The sequence below is a fragment of the Odoribacter splanchnicus DSM 20712 genome, assembly GCF_000190535.1.
Taxonomy (GTDB): Bacteria; Bacteroidota; Bacteroidia; order Bacteroidales; family Marinifilaceae; genus Odoribacter; species Odoribacter splanchnicus.
Genome location: NC_015160.1, coordinates 2,983,383 through 3,007,423, shown reverse-complemented (window position 1 = coordinate 3,007,423; position 24,041 = coordinate 2,983,383). Strand labels below are relative to the sequence as shown.

Annotated in this window: 17 protein-coding genes; 8 read left to right on the top strand and 9 right to left on the bottom strand. The window is 42.8% G+C overall.

Going from position 1 to position 24,041, the window contains the following annotated elements; translation table 11 throughout:
- Positions 1 to 8: 8 nt before the first annotated feature.
- Positions 9 to 2,498, bottom strand: a complete 2,490-nt coding sequence (locus ODOSP_RS12600; protein WP_013612681.1) for a YfhO family protein — start codon at positions 2,496 to 2,498, stop codon at positions 9 to 11.
- An 87-nt stretch (positions 2,499 to 2,585) separates the two neighbouring features.
- Positions 2,586 to 3,581 (bottom strand): glycosyltransferase, encoded by a 996-nt coding sequence (locus ODOSP_RS12595; RefSeq protein WP_013612680.1) that lies wholly within the window; start codon positions 3,579 to 3,581, stop codon positions 2,586 to 2,588.
- A 120-nt stretch (positions 3,582 to 3,701) separates the two neighbouring features.
- Here ODOSP_RS12595 and ODOSP_RS12590 point away from each other — a divergent pair, with 120 nt between their 5' ends.
- Both ODOSP_RS12590 and ODOSP_RS18900 read left to right on the top strand, forming a co-directional pair.
- The gene (locus tag ODOSP_RS12590) at positions 3,702 to 4,826 is read left to right on the top strand and encodes a glycosyltransferase family 4 protein (RefSeq protein ID WP_013612679.1); all 1,125 of its coding nucleotides are present in this window, start codon (positions 3,702 to 3,704) and stop codon (positions 4,824 to 4,826) included.
- Position 4,827: 1 nt separating this feature from the next.
- Positions 4,828 to 5,838 carry a glycosyltransferase family 2 protein gene (locus tag ODOSP_RS18900; protein WP_157741850.1) on the top strand — a complete coding sequence of 337 codons (1,011 nt, stop codon included), beginning with the start codon at positions 4,828 to 4,830 and terminating at the stop codon, positions 5,836 to 5,838.
- Positions 5,839 to 5,846: 8 nt separating this feature from the next.
- On the opposite strand, the gene ODOSP_RS12580 is transcribed toward ODOSP_RS18900, so the two are convergent.
- The 4 genes from ODOSP_RS12580 to ODOSP_RS12565 are packed head-to-tail and all read right to left on the bottom strand — an operon-like array spanning position 5,847 to position 10,670.
- Positions 5,847 to 7,043 carry a glycosyltransferase gene (locus ODOSP_RS12580; RefSeq protein WP_013612677.1) on the bottom strand — a complete coding sequence of 399 codons (1,197 nt, stop codon included), beginning with the start codon at positions 7,041 to 7,043 and terminating at the stop codon, positions 5,847 to 5,849.
- A 12-nt stretch (positions 7,044 to 7,055) separates the two neighbouring features.
- Positions 7,056 to 8,222, bottom strand: a complete 1,167-nt coding sequence (gene wecB / locus ODOSP_RS12575; RefSeq protein ID WP_013612676.1) for a non-hydrolyzing UDP-N-acetylglucosamine 2-epimerase — start codon at positions 8,220 to 8,222, stop codon at positions 7,056 to 7,058.
- Positions 8,223 to 8,227: 5 nt separating this feature from the next.
- Positions 8,228 to 9,436, bottom strand: a complete 1,209-nt coding sequence (gene wecC / locus ODOSP_RS12570; protein WP_013612675.1) for a UDP-N-acetyl-D-mannosamine dehydrogenase — start codon at positions 9,434 to 9,436, stop codon at positions 8,228 to 8,230.
- Positions 9,437 to 9,479: 43 nt separating this feature from the next.
- Positions 9,480 to 10,670, bottom strand: a complete 1,191-nt coding sequence (locus tag ODOSP_RS12565; protein WP_041556796.1) for a glycosyltransferase — start codon at positions 10,668 to 10,670, stop codon at positions 9,480 to 9,482.
- 179 nt (positions 10,671 to 10,849) lie between these two features.
- Here ODOSP_RS12565 and ODOSP_RS12560 point away from each other — a divergent pair, with 179 nt between their 5' ends.
- From ODOSP_RS12560 to ODOSP_RS12535, 6 genes are all read left to right on the top strand, one after another.
- Positions 10,850 to 11,890, top strand: a complete 1,041-nt coding sequence (locus tag ODOSP_RS12560; RefSeq protein ID WP_013612673.1) for a glycosyltransferase — start codon at positions 10,850 to 10,852, stop codon at positions 11,888 to 11,890.
- Between the two features lie 147 nt (positions 11,891 to 12,037).
- The gene (rhuM, locus tag ODOSP_RS12555; protein ID WP_013612672.1) at positions 12,038 to 13,048 is read left to right on the top strand and encodes a virulence protein RhuM/Fic/DOC family protein; all 1,011 of its coding nucleotides are present in this window, start codon (positions 12,038 to 12,040) and stop codon (positions 13,046 to 13,048) included.
- Between the two features lie 10 nt (positions 13,049 to 13,058).
- Complete coding sequence (locus ODOSP_RS12550) at positions 13,059 to 13,550, top strand: 3'-5' exonuclease (protein WP_013612671.1); 492 nt, start codon at positions 13,059 to 13,061, stop codon at positions 13,548 to 13,550.
- A 52-nt stretch (positions 13,551 to 13,602) separates the two neighbouring features.
- Positions 13,603 to 13,989, top strand: coding sequence for a transposase (locus ODOSP_RS12545; protein ID WP_228026240.1), 387 nt, complete (start codon positions 13,603 to 13,605; stop codon positions 13,987 to 13,989).
- A gap of 521 nt (positions 13,990 to 14,510) precedes the next feature.
- On the top strand, positions 14,511 to 17,570 hold the full coding sequence (locus ODOSP_RS12540) for a SusC/RagA family TonB-linked outer membrane protein (protein WP_013612670.1): 3,060 nt from the start codon (positions 14,511 to 14,513) through the stop codon (positions 17,568 to 17,570).
- A gap of 26 nt (positions 17,571 to 17,596) precedes the next feature.
- On the top strand, positions 17,597 to 19,006 hold the full coding sequence (locus tag ODOSP_RS12535; RefSeq protein WP_013612669.1) for a RagB/SusD family nutrient uptake outer membrane protein: 1,410 nt from the start codon (positions 17,597 to 17,599) through the stop codon (positions 19,004 to 19,006).
- Positions 19,007 to 19,119: 113 nt separating this feature from the next.
- Here the strand turns inward: ODOSP_RS12535 and ODOSP_RS19945 are convergent, their stop codons facing one another.
- From ODOSP_RS19945 to topA, 3 genes are all read right to left on the bottom strand, one after another.
- On the bottom strand, positions 19,120 to 19,260 hold the full coding sequence (locus ODOSP_RS19945; RefSeq protein WP_157741849.1) for a hypothetical protein: 141 nt from the start codon (positions 19,258 to 19,260) through the stop codon (positions 19,120 to 19,122).
- 14 nt (positions 19,261 to 19,274) lie between these two features.
- Positions 19,275 to 21,401 (bottom strand): peptidylprolyl isomerase, encoded by a 2,127-nt coding sequence (locus ODOSP_RS12530; protein WP_013612668.1) that lies wholly within the window; start codon positions 21,399 to 21,401, stop codon positions 19,275 to 19,277.
- Between the two features lie 156 nt (positions 21,402 to 21,557).
- Positions 21,558 to 23,900, bottom strand: a complete 2,343-nt coding sequence (gene topA, locus ODOSP_RS12525) for a type I DNA topoisomerase (protein ID WP_013612667.1) — start codon at positions 23,898 to 23,900, stop codon at positions 21,558 to 21,560.
- Positions 23,901 to 24,041: the final 141 nt, after the last annotated feature.

Sequence of the window (24,041 nt, the reverse complement as noted above, 5' to 3'; positions counted from 1 at the left end):
ATACTTTGTTAGGCCTGATCCGAGGAACACTTCCGATTTTTTCTGATATACCCGATAATACTTCCCAGAAGAGCTAAAATTAATAAAATGGAACTGATTTGTGAGATCAGAGCTCCCTGATAAGCAGATCTTGGATTATACACTAAAGTAATAGTATGTTCCCCTGCCGGAACAGACAGGCCTCGTAAAATATAATCGGTACGGAATAGTTCACCGGGTTGGTCGTCGATGTAAGCTTGCCAGCCTTCGGGATAATATACTTCACTGAATACAGCCAGTTGTTCCTGGGAGGCTTTTGTTTTATAAGTCAGTTTATTAGGAGCGTAGGAAGTCAGTTGAATCGTTGCGGTTGAATCGAACCGGATGTTCTTACCTGCTACAGCCTGGGCAAAATCGCGGCCGATAATAGCTGTCTTTTCAGGATCGATAGCTTTCAGGCTTAAAATTTCTTCATCAGGAGTGTCGACGAGTTGATAATTTTCGACAAACCAGGCATTTCCTGATCTGGCGGTGTTTTCGATCGGTGTGCTGTTGGCTGATAGAATGATATATTTGGTATTTAGCATGTTGATGACAGATAGCTTTTGTAAGCTCGAATCTATATCTGCCCGTGTTTGTCCTCTTTGCAAATCATTGGCTAAAGACTGAATTTCAGGAACCAGATGATAATCGATTATATCCTGATAACGCTGTAGTTTAGCAGCACTATATCCTCCGATTGTTTTATGATAAAAACTGGAATGTGAGTCGTTAAAAGTATTTACGGCCAAATCCAAAACCCGGTAATGGATATCGGTATCTTTCAATATCTCTTTATCGACAGGCCGTAAATTAAAATTGTTAGTAAATTCACGTGGTGTAACGAAATGGTCGTTATTTAGATACCGTTTGTCTACACTCCACATATCTAAGATAATAAGTAGTCCGAGAAGGGTTATGGACGAGGATAATTTTATTTTTTTCATATAACCGGCCCAAATGGTAGCTGCACCTGCCAGAATAAAAAGTAATGAACGGAAGGCATCACTTCGTAGCATACTTTGGCGATCTTCGGGTAGGGCTTGTTGTAGCCAATCCGGGAATTGGCTGTCTGCCGGGGAAGTAAAACTACCGGCAAGGCTTGGAAGAAGAGCGAATAACAAACAAAAACCACCTGTAATCCCCAAGGCTAGTTTCAGTCCTTTAATGACTCTTTTCTTCTCGATTTTATCCGAGAAAATCTGATGAAGACTATAAAATCCCAACAGAGGAATAGTTAACTGCAGGATGGTTAGAATCATAGAAGGTACCCGGAATTTGTTATATAGAGGTACGTAATCGAAAAACAAGCTGGAGAGCCACATAAAATGTTTTCCCCATCCCAATAGTAAGGCTAACAGTGATATCCCGGCGATCCACCATTTGGTTGTGCCTTGGAGAACAACTAAACCCAATACGAACAAAAACACCGAAATCGCTCCCATATACATCGGGCCGGCAGTAAAGGCTTGAGGTCCCCAATAGGTCGGCATTTGTTTGATGACTTGTTCAGCATTCGGAACCCCTCCTTGTTTTAAGATTTCATATGTTTTGGATTTTTTACTGAGTTCACTGGCTGAAGCTCCTCCGTTAAAATTAGGAATAAGCAGATTCGGCGTTTCTTCTATACCGTAACTCCAGGCTGTTGCATATTCTTTATTCAATCCACCCTGGGTCTGATTCCCTTGGGCATGAGCCATTTGTAATTCAGAACCGCCCCGCATCGTGTATTTACTGTATTCCCAGTTGGGCCAAAGTCGGTTGACGTTCGTACCTGCTGCCAATATCGTGGCCAACAACACAAAACAAGATGTTTTGATGAAAGCAGGTAAAGTCTTGTTTTTAATAGCAGAGACCAATTGAGCGATAACATAAGCCAGAATGATCATACCCAGATAAAAAGTGATTTGGGGATGGTTGGCTGCAATTTCAAAAGACAGGGCAAATCCGAAAAGAACCGCCCCTAAAAATGCTTTTTTACGATAAGCATAGACCACTCCGGCTAATACCATCGGCATAAGAGCGATAGCTACCATTTTCGAATTGTGCCCCACTTGCAGGATTTGAAAGTTATAGGCACATAAACCGAAGGCCAAAGCTCCGACAATAGAGAGCCGGACATTGATTCCCATCGCAAGCAACAGCAAAAAGAAACTGACAAAAGTCAAGATCAGATAAGAAGCAGGGCGTGGACCCCAAAATAAATGATTGTAGATAGTTTCAAGATAGTTTCCTTTGTAATGAGCTCCGATCATGGTTGTCGGCATACCACTGAACATCGAATTGGTCCAGAAAGATTCTTCTCCTGTCTGTTTTTTATAATCGTCTCTTTCTTTTGCAGCTCCCTGGTAAGAGGAAATATCCGCTTGATTGATGATTTTCCCTTCCAAAACAGGTGAAGCATAAATATAAGCGATCAGGATAAATATAATAAGCGCAATGGCGTAAGGCAAACAAGATCTGAAATTGATTTTTGTCATGACTGTACTTTTGAATAATGAACAAACAAAGATAAAGAATTATTTGGTATATGAAATTGCCGGAATGATTTGATTCTTAAATAGTCGTTAGAGCCGAAGTAAAAGCCATAAAGCGGTTTTTTGGATTTTCAATTTTCGGGCCATCCGGACCGAAAAGGGGACCTCCCGGACCAATTGCCGTATGGTTGGATTTTTGCGTATGGTAACTAATTGGATAAAAGCCTGATAACAGGATTTGTGATGTATTTCATTTTTCAGGGTACGCCATAAAACATGTAAAGTTGAAAAGAAATAGTCCCATAGGTGTTCATCTCTGAGGTGATGGGTAGTGAGGAAGTGATCCAAGTACATTAAATGGTTGATCACCAGTCGGGTTGAATTGTAGATATAACTGCTTGCCTGGTTTTTTTGGTGAAAAACATGATGATAGAGTATCAGGGGAATACAAGTGATTCGGTTGGCTGCATGAAAGACCTGAATCAAAAAAAGCAGGTCTTCGTATGTGATTTCTCTGTTATCTGAAAACCATATGTTGTGGTTTTCCAAGATTTCTCTTTTGTAGAGGATGTGCCACATATACCCCCAATGGGTAAAAGGTCTCCACTCCTGCTCCTTTTTCCAGTCACCGATGAGGTGGGAGAAGATTTCTTGTTTCAATTGTTCTTGGTTAGGACAGTCAGGGTAATATGGATGAGGAATGATCCGGTCCGGATAAATGCTGTCGAAATTGGAGATGGCAATATCGGCCTGATCTTCCCTGGCCTTTTGGTATAATTTTTCGTACATATCCAATTCCCTCCAGTCATCGTGGTCCGAAAAACCGATGTATTCTCCCCGGGCGATTTTAAGTCCTTCATTGCGGCTTAAACCGATATTCAGATTTTGTTCGTTGACTATCAGCCGGATGCGTGGATCTTTTTCGGCATACTCCCGGGCGATCCGGTCGCTACCGTCGGTGGGACAGTCTAGAACCAAAATGATTTCGATATCCTTTAATGTTTGATTAACAAGTGTATCCAGGCATTTTTCCAGGAATTTGCCGGCATTATAAATGGGGACGATGATACTTACTTTGGGTGTCATATACCTGTTTATATAGATTTTGACAAAGGTACGGATAATATTGTGAGTTTAAATACAACAAAGGCATTTGCATTTGAGAGAAAGTTCGGTTATTTTCGCCTATTTTAAAATTATATTTATATGAAAATAATTTACAATATTCCAAATATAATTCGAATGGCCGGTATGGAGCGTATACTGGCAATTAAAGCAAATTATTTGGCCGGATTGACCGGAATGGAAGTTGTGATTATAACCTATGAACAAAAAAATCTACCCTTGGCTTTTGATTTTTCGGATAAAATCCGGTTTTATGATTTGGATATCGATTATGCAGCATGTAGGGGAAAAAATATTTTTTGGAATAAGATACGCAGAATAATTTATACGAAACGCCATCAAAGGCGGTTAGAGGAAATATTATTGAAAGAAAAGCCTGATATTACGATTTCCATGATGACCGGACGAGAGCGGGAATGGTTGTATCGATTGAAAGATGGAAGTAAAAAAATACTGGAATGTCATTTTTCTTATTTTAGTTATCAAAATGTCAAAGGAATAATTAACCGATATAAGATTAAAAGATTTTTAAACAAGATAAAATACTATGATCGTCTGGTGGTTTTGACGGAAGAAGACCGAAAAGATTGGGGAAGAAAGGATAATATCGTGGTTATACCGAATGCATTGACTTTTTATCCTAAGGAATCTGCCGATTTGTCTATTCCCAGAGTTATTGCAGTGGGACGTCTGTCAGCACAAAAAGGATTTGATCGTTTAATCGCTGTTTGGGCTGAAATAGAACCTTATTTTCCGGATTGGAAATTAACTATTATCGGCTCCGGGGAATTACAAGATACTTTGGAACGGCAAATCGGGTTATTGAAGTTAAAATCGGTAGAAATATGTCCACCACGGGCAGAAATCATTCGGGAATATTTAGGTAGTTCGGTTTATGTGTTGACATCCCGGCATGAAGGTTTTCCTATGGTATTACATGAAGCGATGGCATGTGGATTACCTGTAGTGGCTTATACCTGTAAATGCGGTCCCCGGGATATTATTCAGGACCGGCAGGATGGTTTCTTGATAGAGGAAGGCGATGAGAACGAATTTGTAAAGCGATTGAGCCAGTTAATGGCAGATTCTTCACTGAGGCAGAAAGTGGGAAATGAAGCCCGCCGGAATATTATTCGTTTTGCTTTGCCATCGGTTATGAAGAAATGGGAAAATTTATTTATAACTTTAGCCTCTCAAGATGAGTGATATGATTTCAATTATTATACCTGCATATAATGCTGCTGATTATCTGGCGCAGACAATCGAAAGTGTTTTGAATCAAACCTATTCTGATTTTGAATTGATCTTGATCGATGACGGAAGTACGGATCGTACACGTGAGATTATTAAAGATTACCAATGCAAAGATGCGCGAATAAAGTATTTTTATAAAGAGAATGGAGGAGTATCTTCGGCCCGGAATCTAGGACTTCAAAAGGCTACCGGTGATTTCGTGTCTTTTTTGGATAGTGACGATCTTTGGGATAGACGTTTTCTCGAGTCGATGTATCATAAATTAGTGGCTGGAGGGGAATTAGCCTGTTTTTGTGGTTATATTGAAAAAAGAGGGGATACCATCACGAGGTATCCCGGCCATTTTGGAGCGGTAGACGTATTGAAGGAGAAGTTGAGGGTCGGTTCGTTTCGGGTTTCTACAGACTGTTGGCTCATCGATCGTAAATTTCTTTCCGCTGAGCATATTACTTTTACAGAAGGATGTCACTACATGGAAGATTTAGAGTTCTTTGTCAAATTATTATTTAGAGCTACTAATCAACGGATTACTTATGTTCCGGAATATTTGTCTTATTATGTTTTGAGAAAAAACTCTTTATCTTATCAAGACCTGATGGTTTTGCCTTTATCTGTTATGAATCAGATTCTCGATGTATTGAAACGAATATATAATTGGATAGAGATTCAGCATGCTGAGTCGGAGTATTACCTGGAGTGTTTGAAAATATCAATAAGAGAACGGTATATTAAATTCTTATGGGATGTATTGTTGCTTGGGAATGCTGAGGATTTCAAAACGTTGTTAAGCTGGTATTATAGAGATAAGGAAAAGTATATCTCCATGAAATTATCCTTACCTTTTAAATATAAAATATGGTCATGGGCTGTCTTTCCGGTCTGTTGCCGTTATGTAGCCCTCTTCGTTCTACGTCCATATATACAATACAAAAGAAAGGTTAAGATGCAAAAGTTAAAAGCCTGAATAGCCTGTTAATCATTCAATATCTGACTGATAAATCGGGGATAATTTTTTCCCGCGTTAAATTTTTCTTCCCATAACCGGCGAGGATGGAAACGGTCTTTATGTTCATATACCCGGACAATCTGGTCGGCCAATTCCTGAGCGGAAAAGTGAGGATCAAGTAATACTCCTGATTCGGAAGTCACGATTTCGTTCGTTCCTCCTACATTAGTCGCTATAACAGGGATATTGAATGAAATGGCTTCCATAATACTGACGGGAAGACCTTCACTGGCACTGACATTGACAAATATATCTACTGGATGGTGAAGATAATGTCCGATCACTTCCCGATTTGTAATAGCTCCTGTCAGGTGTACGGTCAGATTGGCTGGTAGTTGTTGGAGCTGTTGTTGTAAAGCATTGAATCCTTTTCCTCCTCCGATGTGTGTCCATTGAATAGGACGGTCAGGAATCAAAAGTAAGGATTTTAGGATCAAAGAAACCCGTTTTACCGGGACAACATTAGAACAACTGAGGATATGAATAACTCCATCCTCGTTTTTTATTTTGGAAATCCCATGGTCTTTAGTACCTAAATAACTGCAATAGGCACTGAATTTATATTGTCCAAAATTCTTTTTCGCATATTCCAAACCTTGTTTGGAGATGAAAACAGCCTTATTCAGGCTTTCGAATACTTCCTTTCTGAAAGGGATATATTGATGTGGACGTAAATCCGCATATAAATCAGTTCTGTGAAAACGGACTATTTTTTTGTCTTTATTGTGGATGAAAGGCAGGATGTAGGCCATACCGATGCCCCAATAAAAATAGACAGTACTTTCCGTGGACTGCCGGTTTAGCCGTTTGAAGTTTTTATCGGCAAGGATACACCGGCAGGTAATGGCGGTAGCGATATACTTTTTGAATTTATACAGAGAAGTATAGGCTTTTTCCGATATCAATTTTTTGAAAAAATAAAAGAGTGGACTGAAACAAAATAATCCTTTGAATACAAGTTCCCCCGAACTTCGGAATATCGGAGGGAAAACGATACAATTTGCAGGTAGAGAACGTTGCTCCTGGGTGGAACTGGTTTTGGGCAGAATGTAAATCCGGTCGAATTCCCGTGATAAATATTCGATTTCATTTTCTATAAAGCTTTCTCCTTTTCCGTATGGAAAACTTTCAGTGAAAAAAATGAGTTGTTTCATTCCGGGCATAGGGATTAGAATTTATAAAATCTGTTCCAGAATACCGGTGATATACCTGGCTGCCTTACCGTCTCCGTAAGGGTTTACGGCTTGGCTCATGCGGGTGTATTCCTCAGGATTGTCCAACAGAGAAGAGGCTAGCCGGATAATCTCTTCGGAACGGGTTCCTGTGAGTTTGGCTGTACCTGCTTCCAAGGCTTCAGGGCGTTCTGTCGTTTCACGCATAACGAGTACCGGTTTTCCTAAACCGGGAGCTTCTTCCTGTATACCTCCACTATCGGTCAATAAAAAATAAGCGATTCCCATCAGGAAGACAAAGGGCAGATATTCTAAAGGGGGAATCAGGTAAATATTGGGGGTGGAATGAGAATTACCCAGTATTTCAGTCACCGGCTGGCGTACATTCGGGTTCAAATGCACAGGGTAGACGAAATCTACTTCAGGATATTGGCTGGCCAGCTGTTTGATCGCTTGACAGATATGCATGAAACCCTCACCGAAGTTTTCACGTCTGTGCCCTGTAATGAGTACTAATCTTCTTTTTTGTTGTTTCCAGTTTTCTAATTTTTCTGATGGAATCTCCAGCTTGTTGAATTGTTCCCTTAAACTTTCCTGTGTGGTTTTGTCCTGTTCTATTTTTCGGTTAATCCACAATAGGGCATCGATAACCGTATTGCCGGTGACAAAGATGTGATCGGGCCGACAGTTTTCTGCCAATAGATTTGCCCGGGCTTTCTGTGTCGGGGCAAAATGCCAGTCGGCAATCCGGCCGGTGATCTGCCGGTTCATTTCTTCCGGCCAGGGATTATAAGGCTGATGTGTCCGAAGGCCCGCTTCGATGTGGCCGACAGGAATCTGTTGATAAAAAGCAGCCAGAGCGGCAGCCATAGAGGTTGTCGTATCTCCGTGTACTAATACCAGATCCGGCTTGGACTGCTGCAATATATCCCGTAAATTTATAAGAATTCTACTCGTAATATCATATAAATCCTGGCCCGGTTGCATGATATTCAAATCGTAATCAGGACATATATCGAAAAGTTTTAAAACCTGATCTAACATTTCCCGGTGTTGCCCTGTTACACAGATTTCGATTCCGAGCGAACGGCTTTGCCCGGTTTCTTTGATTAATGGCGCCATCTTTATCGCTTCAGGACGCGTTCCGAAAATGAATAAGATTTTTTTCATCCAATTTATTTTTTGAATATTCCACAGAAATCAAGGATAAGCTTACTGTTGTCATAAGGAAGTGTTTTAAACTCTTTATGAGCAACCAGAAAAGCGATAATATCGGCCTGTCGGTAAGCGTATCCGGTTTCCGACAATTGAAATTGTGGGTGTTGCGAAATATTAGGTTCGACAATCAGACAGGCTTCGGGAAATTCAGACACTATTTTTTCTGCGATATATTTTGCCGGACTTTCCCGTAAATCATCGATATCTGCCTTGAAAGCAAGTCCCATCAAAGCTACTTTCGGCTTTCTTTTATTTTCAAGCTGGTAAGTAAGAATCGTATTTTTAATTTTTTCTGCACACCAGAATGCTTTGTAATTATTAATTTCCCGGGCTTTTCCGATCAATTGCGACTCTAAAGGAAAATCGGAGGTGATGAAATAAGGATCGACTGCAATACAGTGACCACCTACTCCGGCGCCAGGTTGAAGAATATTGACACGAGGATGTTTGTTGGCCAGTTGGATCAATTCCCATACATTAATCCCTGCTTTGTCGCATATAATAGAGAGCTCGTTTGCAAAAGCAATCTGTACATCCCGGGAGGAATTTTCCACTAACTTACACATTTCTGCTGTAGGGGAATTAGTGGAATGTAAGGAGCCGCTGACAAAATGGGAATAGAACGCTATAGCCTGCCGGGTCGATTCCGGCGTATAACCACCGATGACCCGGTCATTGTATTTGAGTTCGTACAGAGCGTTGCCGGGCAGAATGCGTTCCGGACAATAGGCGATAAAGATCTGATCTTCTAACTCCGGACGTTCACTGAAAATCAGTTGTGCCATTTTTTGAGTGGTACCGACGGGAGAGGTCGATTCGAGAATATATAGGTCTCCTTTCTTTAAGTAGGGGATAATCTGACGTGTTGCGGCAGTGACATAGGATATGTCAGGCTGATGATGTTCATTGAACGGGGTCGGAACTACGATCAGAAACACATCACTCGGACTGGGAGTGAGAGAAGCTTTTAAACGGCCGTTCCGGATATTTTTCTCTACAATTTCCTGTAAACCTGGCTCCTGATTGCTGATGTCACAGTTATTGATATTATTGACCACATTTTCATTGATATCGACTCCGGTCACTTGTAGGCCTGCATCGGCGACGAGTGCTGCTGTCGGGAGACCGATATATCCTAGACCCATAAACAATACTGACTTCTGCATAATTTCTATTTTTGTTCGATTACTCTATTGATGAAAAATATGTTCAGGATGGCTTATTTACTAACGTATTGAAAATATCACATAATTGTCCGGTTTCATTTTTTCGTTCGAATTGCTCGGTTTGAAAGCTCAAGCCAGGTAAAACACCTGAGGAAAGACGTGACAATAAAGTGAAAATTTCTTCTTCATTGTGGTGAGCGATACAAAACCCGGAATTCGTGGTTTTGATAATTTCACCGGCTTCTCCTGTGGGATCCCCTAAGCAAAGAATCGGTTTACGGGTTCCTAAATATTCAAAAATTTTACCGGGGACAATACCTTTGCCATTAGCGACCTGATTGATCACTAATAACAAAAGATCGGATTGTTGCAATTCTGCAATAGAAGCAATATGAGGCATATAAGGTTTGAGTATCACTTTGTTGCCCAGGTTCAGCCGCTGTATTTCCTGTTTCAATTCCGGGCATGTATTCCCGATAAATTGTAATTTTATATTGGAATGTTCTAAGCGGCTGAGAGCACGTAATAAAGCATGGGGTATTCTGTCCTCGGATAGTTCCCCCGTGTAAGTGATCAGGAAATCCTCTGTGTTCCTGGACTTTGGCTTTGGGAAATCACTCGGATCATAACCGTTATAGATGACTTCGATTTTCCGGTCGACATGTGTTTTGATACATGTCGCGTAGTCGTTGGCCGCAGCGATAAGTCGGTCGGCAGAACGGAAAACCGATTTTTCAAAATGACTGTCGATTTTTCTTGTCAACCAGGTACGTTTGTAAGATTGATAATGAACCAATTCAGACCAGGGATCCCTGAAATCTGCAACCCATTTAATCTTATTCTGTTTAGCTATTTTTTGTGCTATAAGCTGTAAACTGTGTGGAGGAGAAGAAGAATAAATCAAATCGATGTGCTCTTGTTCGATGATTTTTTTTGCTGCTTTAACTGCATAGGCATACCATCCGATCCGGGCATCGGGAATGAATAAATTCAGGCGTATCCATTTGGCTAAACGTTCAATGAAAGTTTTATCCTTTTGGCCAAAAACATTGGCATTATTATGTGTATTTCCTTTTTTACCGGTTAACATCCGGTAAAGTTGGAAGGGTTGGAAAGCTTTTGTTTTATATACCTGTATGTTATCCGGAATTTCTTGGATCAGTGAAGGATCGATAGCCGGATATTCCCCGTTTTCAACAGTTAATATAACAGGTTCCCAACCGAAAAACCTCATGTATTTTACGAATTTCAGAGTCCTCTGTATAGCCGGTCCTCCAGCTGGTGGCCAATAATAAGTAACAATTAAAACTTTTTTCAATTCAGACATTGGGTCGATTCTATATTGACGTAGCAAAGTTAAAATAATAATAATACATATCATATTTCTTTGTCTTTACAATCCTGATTTTCCAAATGAAAAAATATTCTTTACCTTTGGAAAAATTAGGAATTGGATTTATGCCTTATTTGTCATTGATCGTACCCGTATATAATCGTCCGCAAGAGGTTCAGGAATTGTTGGAAAGTCTGGCAGCTCAGGATAACCGTGATTTTGAAATCATTATTGTCGAAGATGGTTCGACAGTACGTTGTGACCGGATCGTGGAGCAGTATAAGTCTGCTATCGATATCAAGTATTTTTTTAAAGAAAATAGCGGACCTGGCCTGAGCCGGAATTATGGTGCCGAAAGAGCCGAAGGGAAATATGTGGTCTTTCTCGATTCGGATTGTATTATTCCCCGGCAATATACTCAGGTGGTACGGCAAGCTTGCCAGGAGGCCGGTGTAGATGCTTTCGGAGGACCCGACCGGGCACACGATTCTTTTACGAATATACAAAAAGCCATTAATTATTCGATGACCTCCTTTTTTACTACGGGAGGGATACGGGGACAAAAACAGTCGATGGAAAAATTTCATCCCCGGAGTTTTAACATGGGTTTTTCCCAGGAGGTGCTGAAAGCTACCGGGGGATTCTCCGGTCTGCGTTTTGGGGAGGATATCGATATGAGTATCCGCATCATGGCTGCCGGATTTAAAACCTGTCTGTTGCCCGAGGCCTATGTTTTTCATAAACGCCGCACCTCTTTCCGAAAGTTTTTCAAGCAGGTGTATAATTCGGGTATGGCCCGGATCAATCTGTACCTTTTACACCCCCATTCTTTGAAATTGGTGCATTTCCTGCCGGCTTGTTTTGTTATCGGTTGTTTGTTGTGCTTGTTGGGAGGGATATTTTTTTCTTGGTATTGCCTGCTTCCTTTGCTCTTATTAATATTTGTCTTTTTTATCGATTCTTGGCGGTTGAATAAAAGGATAAAGGTCGCGTTTTTGTCGATTGTGGCTGCTTTTATTCAGTTATTTGCCTATGGAATAGGTTTCATTCATGCCGTTTTTGCAGCTTTGATATTGAAAAGACCGGTGAAAGGCATGTTCGTGCGGAATTTCTATAAATAAAAGAGTAAACTTTTAGTTACGTTCGTTTGGAACAAATGTTGCAGACATATCCGATGGCATCATAAAAGAATTGAAATCCATCATCTCTGTTTTACATGAAAATTCGGTTATTTTATGAAAGACTTTACTGCTTAATTACAAATTATCATGGAAAAGGAATATCGCCACAACAATAAAGTCGCAATCTATCGTTCTGCTGATGGAGAAACACAATTGAGCGTTGAGATAGACAAAGACACGGTATGGTTAAATGCCAACCAAATGGCAGAATTGTTTGGAAGGGATTCAAAAACCATCCGTAAACACATCAATAATGCAATTCGTGAAGAACTGGCAGGAGAAGTGGTTGTCGCAAAATTTGCGACAACCACTCAACATGGTGCAATGGAAGCTAAAAGTCAGACTCATGATGTGAATTTCTACAACCTGGATGTAATTATATCAGTCGGCTATCGCGTAAAGTCCAAAAATGGAGTCGATTTTCGCCGTTGGGCAAATAAGGTGTTAAAAGAATATTTGGTGAAAGGTTATGCCGTAAACAAATCCATATCAGAGCGACACTATACCGAATTAAAACAACTGGTTGCCGTATTAAGCAGAACAATTAGGGCACAAGAAACATTATCGTCAGAGGATGCTGTCAATCTGGTTGAAGTGATTTCTGATTATACATACGCCCTTGACACATTGGACAAATATGATTATCAAGAGTTATCTATAGAGCGAACCACAAATGAAGAAAAATTCCATGCTACTTACGAAGGAGCCATGCAAGCCATTAACGAACTGAAGAACAAGTTTGGCGGCAGCAAATGGTTTGCCAATGAAAAAGACGATTCCTTCAAAAGCAGTGTTGGGCAGATTTACCAGACCTTCGATGGTGTGGAACTCTATCCTTCCGTAGAGGAAAAAGCTGCTATGCTGTTATATCTTGTGGTGAAGAATCACTCCTTCAGTGATGGAAACAAGCGAATTGCAGCAATGCTCTTCCTTTGGTTTTTAGACAGAAACGGCATACTCTATTCACCTAATGGCGGAAAACGCATTGCTGACAACACACTTGTCGCATTAACTTTGATGATAGCAGAGAGCCGTACCGAGGAAAAAGATGTAATGGTGAAAGTGGTTGTAAACTTGATAAACAAAGATAATCAATAAATTAACGGCTATGCAGAATTTTGCAGCAATAGACTTTGAAACTGCCAACAACGAGCGTTCATCTGTTTGTTCGATAGGCATCGTGATAGTACGTGGTGAAGAGATTGTAGATACATTTTACTCTCTCATCAAGCCAGAACCAGAATACTATAATTATTGGTGCAGTCAGGTACATGGCTTGTGCAGCAATGATACAACTGATGCCCCAATATTTCCCGAAGTCTGGAAACAAATAGAGCCTCTGATTAAGGGACTGCCATTGGTAGCGCATAACAAGCCCTTTGATGAAAGTTGCCTAAAAGCAGTCTTTCGTGTCTATCAAATGGACTATCCCGATTATGAGTTCTATGATACGCTTTGTGCTTCTCGGCAAGCCTTCCCTGAGTTGGAGAACCATCAACTGCACACCGTAGCCGCTACCTGCGGCTATCAGTTGGAAAATCATCACCACGCATTGGCGGATGCAGAAGCCTGTGCTTGGATAGCAAGAGAAATATTATAAAAAAATAATATAAATATATGAGTAGTCAAACGGCGAGACAAAGGTAGAACTCATAACAAGCAGCAAGCATCTGCTCTCAATGAGTAGGGACAAGTGGAGCGACAAACAGAAGGAACGTGCCGCGTTGCTATTTGAACTGTGCCCTAAAATCAAGGAGGCCTATGACCTGACGGACTCACTGCGGTCCGTGTTCCGCTCTAAAGTGACGAAGGAGGTGGCCAGCGATAAACTTCACTGTTGGTACAAGAAGGTTGCAGAGTGCACTCTAAGAGAGCTTAAGTCTGCAAGAGATTTGATTATGTATAGAGAGGAGCACATCTTGAATTACTTCGACAATCGCTCTACTAATGCAGCGGCGGAATCACTCAATTCCAAACTCAAGCGTTTTAGAGCACAATTGCATGGAGTGTCGGACTATAAGTTCTTCATAAGGCTCTAAATACAATTCTCCGTTTTCCAAATTTACGGAAATGAATAAGGAAAAATATCGCTATTTGTATCGTTGCATCTGACAAAATGTTATATTTATTAAATTTTATACATTGTTTTTAATGTATTGTATGTTTGGGACTTGTGTATAAAATATCTGGTATTTGGTATTTCTGCTTCAAGGGAAGTCTAAAAATTTTCTTAAATAACTATTGTATTATAAAAAATATTCTTTAATATTGTACTGGAGCAATTCCTGAAAAAACGGAGCAAAAATATCTGACCAATAAAAACGTTCGATAAATTTGGAGAAGCGGAGAACGGAAAACGGAGAACGGAGAGTTGAAAAAGATAGAATTAAAGTTTACTCTTTTTTCCAATAAAAACGAACGTTTAAATTGGTTGACTTGGATTTTAGGAGGAAAAACAAGCAGATATAAGTAGTAGTTTGACGATTGTCTCTATTTGAAAAGATTGATTTTACTTCTGTCAGGGGAGGGGAATCGCAGTATTTTATTAAAACTTATATTTATGAGAAACAAACTTTATTTACTGCTTGTCTTGCTTGTCGGTATCGTACAGGTGGGAATGGCACAGGAGAAGACCATTACGGGTGTTGTCACCGATGCGGACGACGGTTCGCCGTTACCCGGGGTATCTGTCGTAATTAAGGGTACCCACCTGGGAACGGCTACGGATGCGATGGGAAAATATTCCATTCGGATAGATGGAAAGGCTGTTTTGGTGTTTACCTTTATCGGTATGCAGACACAGGAGATACCGGTAAACAACCGTTCTGTGGTCAATGTCAACATGCGTTTGGCATCGATCGGTATTGACGAAGTGGTTGTGACGGGTTACGGGACGACAACCAAAGGGTCGTTTACCGGTTCGGCTGCGGTTTTGGGAGCTGACAATATTTCAAAAAAAACCGATGCAAATCCTGTAAAGGCACTTGAGGGTGCCGTTTCCGGAGTCCAGCTCAATACGGCATCCGGACAGCCGGGTGCGCCATCGACCATTTTTATCCGCGGGCGCAATTCCTATAATTCCGGTACGCAACCTTTGTATGTGATTGATGGTATACCTATCGAGAGCAGTACTATGGGTATACGCTCGCGCGAAGGTGCGTCGGTGTCTCCGTTGGCTACACTGAATTCCGCAGACATCGTGAGTATAACCGTACTGAAGGATGCCACGGCGACTTCCATTTATGGAGCCAGGGCGGCAAACGGTGTGATTGTCATCACTACGAAGCAAGGTGTGCGCGGTAAATTGAAAGTCAATCTGACGGCTAAGTTCGGTTTGGAAATGATGCCCAATTATACAAGCCGCTACCGCCTGCTGAACCAGGAGCAATATGAAAATCTGATGGTAGACGGCTTGTTGGCTGCTTATCCGGACGATTATGAGAACAAAGATGCTGCTTTAGCTGATTTGTATGACACGTTCGGTTTGAAGCCGGGTGAGGGGGCCAATACGGACTGGATGGACGAGGTTACCCGCGTTGGCAAGATCCAGGACTATAATCTAGACATTTCTTCCGGTGGCGTTTCGGAAAACGCTGCGAAGTACTTCCTTTCGTTCAACTACTTTAAGAATGAGGCTATCATTATCGGCAAGGACCTGGAACGTTTTTCCGGACGTTTCAATCTTGAACAGGAGCCGGGCAAGGTGGTGAAGTACGGTTTGAACAGTTCGTTCTCTTATTCGATCATGAACATGGGCGCGGGCGGAGGTTATTTCAGCGATCCGATTACGTTGGCCTACGGTAAGATGAATCCGCTTATTGCTGTCAGGAACAAATTGGGGGAATGGAATTTTGAAAATACTCAATATAATCCTGTGGCCCAACGTAGTAAGGACGGTGACCGTAGCGAAGCGAAGACTTACCGCGCCATTCTTTCGCCTTATGTGACTATCCGCTTTTCTCCTGCCTGGTCGTTTACGTCACGGGGAGGCTTGGATTTATATTCGATAAAAGAATTCGGCTATTGGTCTTTCCTGCAGCCACAAGGCAAGGGTTTGCGGGGTAGGGGCGAACAGGGAACCACTACACGTACGCTGCTTAGCATCACAAATACCCTTAGCTGGGTCAAGGCGTTCGATGACCACCACGTGAATATGATGGTGGGGCAGGAAGCGCAGCATACCCGCGAAAATTCCTCCTATCTGGCAGGAAGCAATTATCCGGTGGAATATCTCAGCCAAATCGAGTTGGCGGCAAAGCCTACGAGTGCGTCCACTTCTTTGGATAATGTGGCTCTTGCGTCCTTCTTCTTTAACGGGCAGTATGATTATGCCAACAAATATTATTTGTCGGCAAGCGTCCGTACCGACGGATCCTCCCGTTTCGGTTCCAACAACCGCTGGGCGACTTTCTATTCCGTGGGTGCACGCTATCGCCTGACGGGAGAAAGTTTTATGCAGTTGGCAAGCAATTGGCTGGACGAACTGACGTTGCGGGTAAGCTACGGTACTTCCGGAAACCAGGATGTGGGCGGTTCGTGGTATGCGTCACGCGGGCTTTACGGATTCGGGTATAACTATAACAACCAGCCGGGAAGCTACCGTCAACAAGCAGGCAATCCCGACCTGAAATGGGAGCAGACCGCCAAGTTCAATGTCGGTGTGGATCTCGCATTGTGGGAGCGTAGGGTGAATGTAGAGTTTGACTATTACCGTCACCTGACTAAAGATATGGTGTTCAATGTTCCTCTGTCGTTAACGAGCGGAATGTCGTCCATTCCCACCAATGTAGGGGAATTGGAGAACAAGGGTTTTGAATTTTCTGTTGGTGTCACGCCGGTGCGTACCGATAAGGTGGATTGGACATTGACTTTCGTGGGAAGCGCGAATAAGAATGAAATTAAGAAACTGAGTACCGACTTGCCGATCGAGGGGAGTATTACAATAGTGGAACCGGGACGTGACATTTATACCTGGAAGATGAAAGAATGGGCAGGGGTCGATCCTGATACGGGCAGTCCGATGTGGTGGATTGTGAACCGGGACAAAAACGGAAAGGAGATCTCTCGCGAGAAGACCACCAATTACAATAAGGCTACCAAGGAATATGTCGGTAAGGCGTCGCCAAAATTCCAGGGCGGTTTAACCTCTTCGTTGAATCTTTACGGTTTTGACTTTTCTTTCCAGTTGAATTATTCGCTTGGCAGCAAGATATTCGGTGACAACCTCCGTTATGATGAGCAGACCGGTGCGGCCGGAGTGCAGAACACGACGCGCTATGTGTATGAAAACCGTTGGCAGAAGCCCGGTGATGAGGCATTGGTGCCACGTTTCGTATTTGGTGACAAATCCGGTGCAAACTCCGCCTCTACCCGTTATCTGATGAAAGGCGATTATCTGAAAATCCGCAATATTACCCTCGGCTATACCTTGCCGAAGGATCTGGTGCAACGTATCCACCTGAACAATGTCCGTATCTATGTAAGTTCCGACAACTTGCATACGTTCGTGGCAAAGGATTTCCGCGGTTTTGATCCGTCCGGTATAGCACCCAACGGCGTTCAGTGGTGGAATTACCCTACGCCGCGCAATGTGATGTTTGGGCTGAATATTGGTTTTTAAAGTTAAACATTTAAATCGAATGTATTATGAAAAGAATATATAGTTTGATTGTGGCAGGGGGGCTGTTGGCGGCAGGTTGTGATTCGTATTTTAACGAGGACCTGTACCAGAATATCCCGCAAGAGAATGCCTATGCTACCGTTTCCGATGTGGAGAATGCCCTCAACGGAGTTTATTACGCTTTCGGCAGCTACCGCTTCATGGGCCGCAATGCGGTGGCGATTGGCGATATGTCTGCCGATATGGCGGTGGCAGATGCGAAATCAGGGCATTTCGTGACTCTCAACACTTACACGTTTTCCGAAACAGAAGGGGTTTTGGGGGATGTATGGCAATACGGCTACAAGGTGATAGATCTGGCTACCCGTAGCATCAACGGGACAGAAGCGTTGCTAGCTGCCGGCGGATTGGGAGAGGCGGACGTGGCGACTCTCAATAAGGCGATGGCGCAGTGTTATGCCTTGCGTGCATTTTCGGCTTTCCAACTGGTGAATATTTTTGGGCTTCCTTACGGAACGGACAATGATGAACATGGCGGTCTGGTTATCGTGGAGGAGAAGCCGATAGAGTTGCGTGCCGAGGTGTCGCGCAGTTCCGTGAAAGCCACGTACGAGTGGATTTTGCGTGATGTTGAAAAAGCGGTGAATACGCCGAATGTGGTGGGCAGTGATGTGCAGAAATATTTTAATGGCGCAGCAGTCAAGGCATTAGAGGCAAGGGTGAACCTGTACATGGGCAAATACGGAAAAGCGAAAGAGGCTGCAGCCGAGGCGTTGAAGTTGCGGAATGCTGCTCCGGTGGAAGACGAGGCATACGTGGGCATGTGGAAGTCGACCGCTATATCGGGCGAGGATATTTTTACCATAGCCAAGAGTTCGGATGACAATCTTTCAGCAAACAGTCTGAACACGTTGTATGGAAGTTACGGTGGCGCATTGACGAAACGGGCTGTCGGTCTGTTTGCGAAAGGGGATATCCGTGCACAATTGGTCGGTGATGGAAAAAATCCGAGACGTCCTATGAAGTTTCCCGGTATTGCCGGAGCTGATGCGGTGAACAATATTCCGGTGTTCCGCGTATCGGAGATGTACCTTATCATGGCAGAAGCGGCAGCACAGTCGGGTGATGTATCCGGTGCCCGAAAGGAACTCTTGAATACGGCGAAACGCAATCCGGCAATCCGGACAGAGGATGACCTTCCCGGTACGAAGGAGGCGCTTCTTGCCTTTATCGCAGAGGAACGCCAACGGGAGTTGTTCGAGGAAGGACATCGTTGGTACGATGCCCGCCGCACAGGTGAGAAGATCGAAGTGGCAGACGGAAAATATAAGAATTTCAATGTCCGGAGTTTTGTATTTCCGATACCTGCCGGTGAGATCAATGCCGGTTTCGGTACGCAGCAGAATCCTAATTGGGTGAATGCCATGCCGAAATAACCGTTCCGGCAGGAATAACGGGCATTGTCCGGCAGACAGGCATTTTCCAACGCCTGTCTGCCGGATAACTTTTCGAGTCCTTTGTAAACTTTAATAGATTAATAAAAACATTTTCACCTACCTGCCTGATATTTTATCGATTGGTGTCTGATAAGGACGGAAGGATTGTCGGTGAAGTACGTGCCGCTATGGGGAGAAAGGGAGGAGGAGAAAAAAACAGGAAGAGTCGTATTCACTCCTCCTGTTTTTTTCATATTTATGCTTTCTATCAATAGAATTTGTATCTCTGGTCAACTATTTCGCCATTTTTCAAGATAGCTTGAATAGCCTGATAGTTCGCACGATACATATTACTTTGTTGTAAGGCTTGTTTGCCCTGAGCGACCATATCCGGTGTTACCTCTTCGGTTGTCCGGTTGTTGACCAGGATCAGATATACCCCCTGATTTCCTGCGATCGGTTCGGAAATCTTGCCTTGTTCGGTTATGCTGGAAGCTGCGATTACTTTAGGTTCGATTCCTGCTCCCGGAATTTGGAAAGAATTGAATGAAATTTCGTTGGCTTCTTTGACTTCCAAACCGGCTTTCCGGGCAATGGAAAGTAAACTTTCACTACCGCTCTTAGCCGATGCCAGTTCTTTTTTCAACAAATCGGCTTTCTTCTTCTGTATCAGGATCCGTTTGATATTACCGGCTACCTTGTTGAGCGGAGCGATACCTTCTTCGTCGATTTCTGTCAGTACGGCGATGGTGAATTTGTTCCCGTTTTCAAAGATGGTCGAACCGTCGTTTGTTTTTAAAACTTCGTCCACCTCTTCGGCCATATAAGCCTGGCGGATCATTTCACGGGCACTCTCCATACCGGCGATTGTTTTATCGTTTTTGCCGATGGTAGCGATACGTTTGGTTAAACCGCTTTCTTCGACTTTTTTGTTAAAGTTGTCGAGATTGGATACTTCAATAGCAAAAGTGCGTGCATCGTTGTAAATCTGATTGGTGGTTTTAGCAGATGGAGAAACTTCTTTTTCAACCGTTGCAATCTGGATTTTTTTCACCGGTTTAGCCATGTCCGTTACCTGCAGCACATGTGCGCCATATTGTGTCAAGACTACCTTGATATCGTTTTTCTTGGCGAAGAAGGCAGAATCGCTGAAAGGCTGTACCATCGTTCTCGACGTAAACCAACCCAGATCGCCTCCGTTGACTGCTGAATTTTGGTCTACGGAATTGGTTTTAGCCAATTCTTCGAAATCAGCTCCTTTTCTTAACAGACCGGCTAAGCTGTCTGCTATATTTTTTGCTTGTGCATAATCCTGATTTTGAGGAGCGATCAGAATGTGGCGGGCTCTTACAGAATCGGGCAACATTTTGACAGAAGCTACTCTGGAGATTTTATAAGCGTTATTTTCCAGATAAGGACCGAATACGGCTTTCTCATTATTAAATAGGAATTGAGCCATACTATCGTTTGCTATTTCATCTTGTTTGAAATAGTTTCGGTCGGCTTTTTTATCGGAAGAGAGGTTTACAAACTCCAGTGGGTCTGCACTTTCTTCAAATTCTTTTACCAGGTCGTTCACCGCCCCTTCAGTTTCGGAGAAATCTTCTCCGGAAGGTTCGATATCGAAATTGACGTAAACAATTTTCCGCGATTCCGGTTGTTCGAAGCTCTTCTGATGTTTGTTGTAATATTCTTTGATCTCCCCGTTGCTTACGTTGATCGTAGAATCTTCAATTGTAGAATAGTTTTTGACGATATAACTGATGTCGGCTTTATCAGCACTGTTGGCTGCTGCTTCTTGTGCCTGGGCATCCGTAATATACAGCGCTTTGGCGACAATTGCATTGTATTTCGCCATTTTCCGGCTGTCGGAAACTTCTTTTTCCATGTTCAGCCAATACGCTTTCTGCGGAATATTATTGGGCGCGGAGATTACTTTTTTTACATAATCTCTGGCACCGGCATAATCGATTTCGCCGGTATTCGGATTTGTAAAAAGCTGGCGTAATGCCGGGCTCATATTTTCGCCGAGTAATGCATCGTACAATTCATCACCACTGACATCGATACCGATTTCATCATATTCTCTTTGCATCAATTGTTCCATGATCATTTGCTGCCAGGTGTTTTCCCGCAACATGGTCTGCTGTTCTTCATTCAGTGAAGATACATTGTTCATCGCTTTGATCATTTCTTCATTTTTACTGACGCGGTTTTGGAAATCTATGATAGATACTCCCTCTCCTGCGATCTCGCCAATCTGATTCCGTTGGCTATTGAAAATTCTTGAACCTGAATTTAATGCATCTCCTACAATGAATGCTATCAGGGCCAGACCGATCACAATACTAACAAGTAGTCCGCCGCGATTTCTGATTGTTTGTAATGTTGCCATTTATATTAAAAATTTAATGTTTTTTACGGTTTACATTATTTTTAGAGGCTACGAAGATAGATAAAAGTGCATTGTTGTGCAAATTTTCGGGCTCGCTTTTCCTCACTTTATTTCAGGTTTATTTCCTGACACACATCCTTTTAATAAGGAAATGGTTTAATTTTTCTTTTTCGTGGTCGTTTGGGCTTTTCGGACAGGCGTTTTTTTGCTGCTTCCGCCTGGCTTTTTCTTGCTACCTTCTTTCTCGATCAATTCCATACATTTCTCTAATGTAAGCTCGTCTGCTTTACATGTTTTAGGGATTTTATAGTTCGCTTTGTTGTAAGAGATGTAAGGTCCGAACCGGCCGTTCAGGATTTGCACTCCATTATCGAAAGCTTTTATCAGTTTATTCCGGTCACTTTCTCTTTTTTCTTCAATGCGTTGAATGGCTGTCTCGAGAGTGATGGTCCCCGGATCGTCTTCTCCTTTTTTCAAAGATACGAACACATTGTTGTGTTTGATATAAGGTCCGAACCGGCCGATCCCGATACTGACGTCTTTATCTTCGTACTGGCCGATTTTACGTGGAAATTTGAATAAACCCAAGGCCTCTTCCAGGGTGATGGTTTCCATGAGCTGTCCTTTTAAAAGGCCTGCATAACGTACATGCTCTCCTTCCCCGATTTGTGCCATCGGACCGAACCGGCCGATCCGAACACTCACCGTCTCGCCGCTTACCGGATCCGTACCTAGAATTCTTTGCCCGCTATTCCGTTCCGAATTTTTGAGGGTAGATTCGACAGTTTCATGGAAAGGATGATAGAATTCTCCGATCATCTTTTGCCATTCGACAGACCCTTCGGCAATATCGTCGAGGGCTTCTTCCGCTTCAGCGGTGAAGTTATAGTCCATGATATTGGTGAAATGCTCCGATAGAAAATCAGTAACTACCATACCCATATCGGAAGGGAAAAGTTTTTTCTTTTCTGCGCCGAATATCTTTTTGTTGGTTTTGATTTTAATATCGTTGCCCTTCAGTTCGATCTGTTCGATATTACGCTCGACGCCTTCCCGGGATTCTTTGATGATGTAGCCCCGGTTTTGTATGGTTGTGATCGTCGGGGCATAGGTAGAAGGACGTCCGATACCCAAAGCTTCCATTTTCTTTACCAGACTGGCTTCGGTGTATCTCGGCGGATGAAGGGTGTATTGTTCTATAGCTGTAATGAGCTGACGTTGTAACTGGTCTCCCGGAGCTAAAGCAGGTAATAGACCGGCCTGTTCATCATCGGTTTCTTCGTCATGTGATTCCATGTATACTTTCAGAAAACCGTCGAAAATAATCACTTCACCGGTTGCCGTAAAAGGGATGGAATGGTTGGATAAACCGATGATCATATTGGTCCTTTCCAGTTGGGCGTCCGCCATTTGCGAAGCCAGAGTCCTTTTATAAATCAGTTCATATAATTGTTGCTCGTTCCGGTCGCCTTCTATGGCCGTTTTGTTCATATAGGTAGGCCGGATAGCTTCGTGGGCTTCTTGTGCTCCTTTGGTCTTGGTCGCGAAATTCCGTGGTTTGGAATATTTTTCTCCCAATGTTTCGCAAATGACAGCTTTGGCTGTCCGGATGGCCAGATCGGAGAGATTGACCGAGTCGGTACGCATATAGGTAATAAGCCCGTGTTCATAAAGCTTTTGTGCTACCGACATGGTCTGGGATACCGAAAAACCCAGTTTTCTGGAAGCTTCCTGTTGTAATGTGGAAGTGGTGAACGGGGGAGCAGGCTTGCGGGTCGTCGGCTTGGTCTCTACACTATCCACATGGAAAATAGCTGTTTTACAGGCTTCCAGATAAGTAAGTGTCGTTTCTTTATCGGTAAAACGGGTCTGTACTTCGGCTTTTAATTGAGCATGTTGCTGGGTTTCGAAAGTTCCGCAAACCCGGTAATATTGTTGTTCTTTGAAAGCATTGATTTCGCGTTCGCGTTCAACGATCAGTTTTACGGCAACGGATTGCACCCGGCCGGCAGAAAGTGAAGGCTTTACCTTTTTCCATAACACCGGCGACATTTCGAATCCGACCAAACGGTCCAATACCCGCCGGGCCTGTTGGGCATCCACCAGATTTTTGTCAATGTTTCTTGGGTTTTGAATCGCATGGAGAATCGCATCTTTGGTAATCTCATGAAATACTATTCGCTTGGTGTTCTCCGGTTTTAATTTCAACACCTCGAATAAATGCCATGCAATGGCTTCTCCTTCACGGTCCTCATCGGAAGCCAGCCATACGGTCTTCGCTTCCTTGGCCAGTGTTTTCAGCTCTTTGACGATTGTTTTCTTGTCGGAAGATATTTCATATTTAGGCTGAAAATTATGTTCGATGTCTACTCCTAAATCTTTTTTTTCCAAATCGCGGATGTGTCCGAAACTCGACTTCACGGTATAACCATTCCCTAAAAATTTCTCAATGGTCTTGGCTTTTGCCGGAGACTCCACTATCACTAAATTCTCAATCATATACTTTCAAAATAGCAGGTACATTACATACCGAAATTAACCTTTGGAAATCGGCTACAAACCTACGAAAAAAAATTAAAATCACAGCATCTTTCATTTTATCGTAATAGAATATATTTAGGCGTGTTATTAACGGCTGCC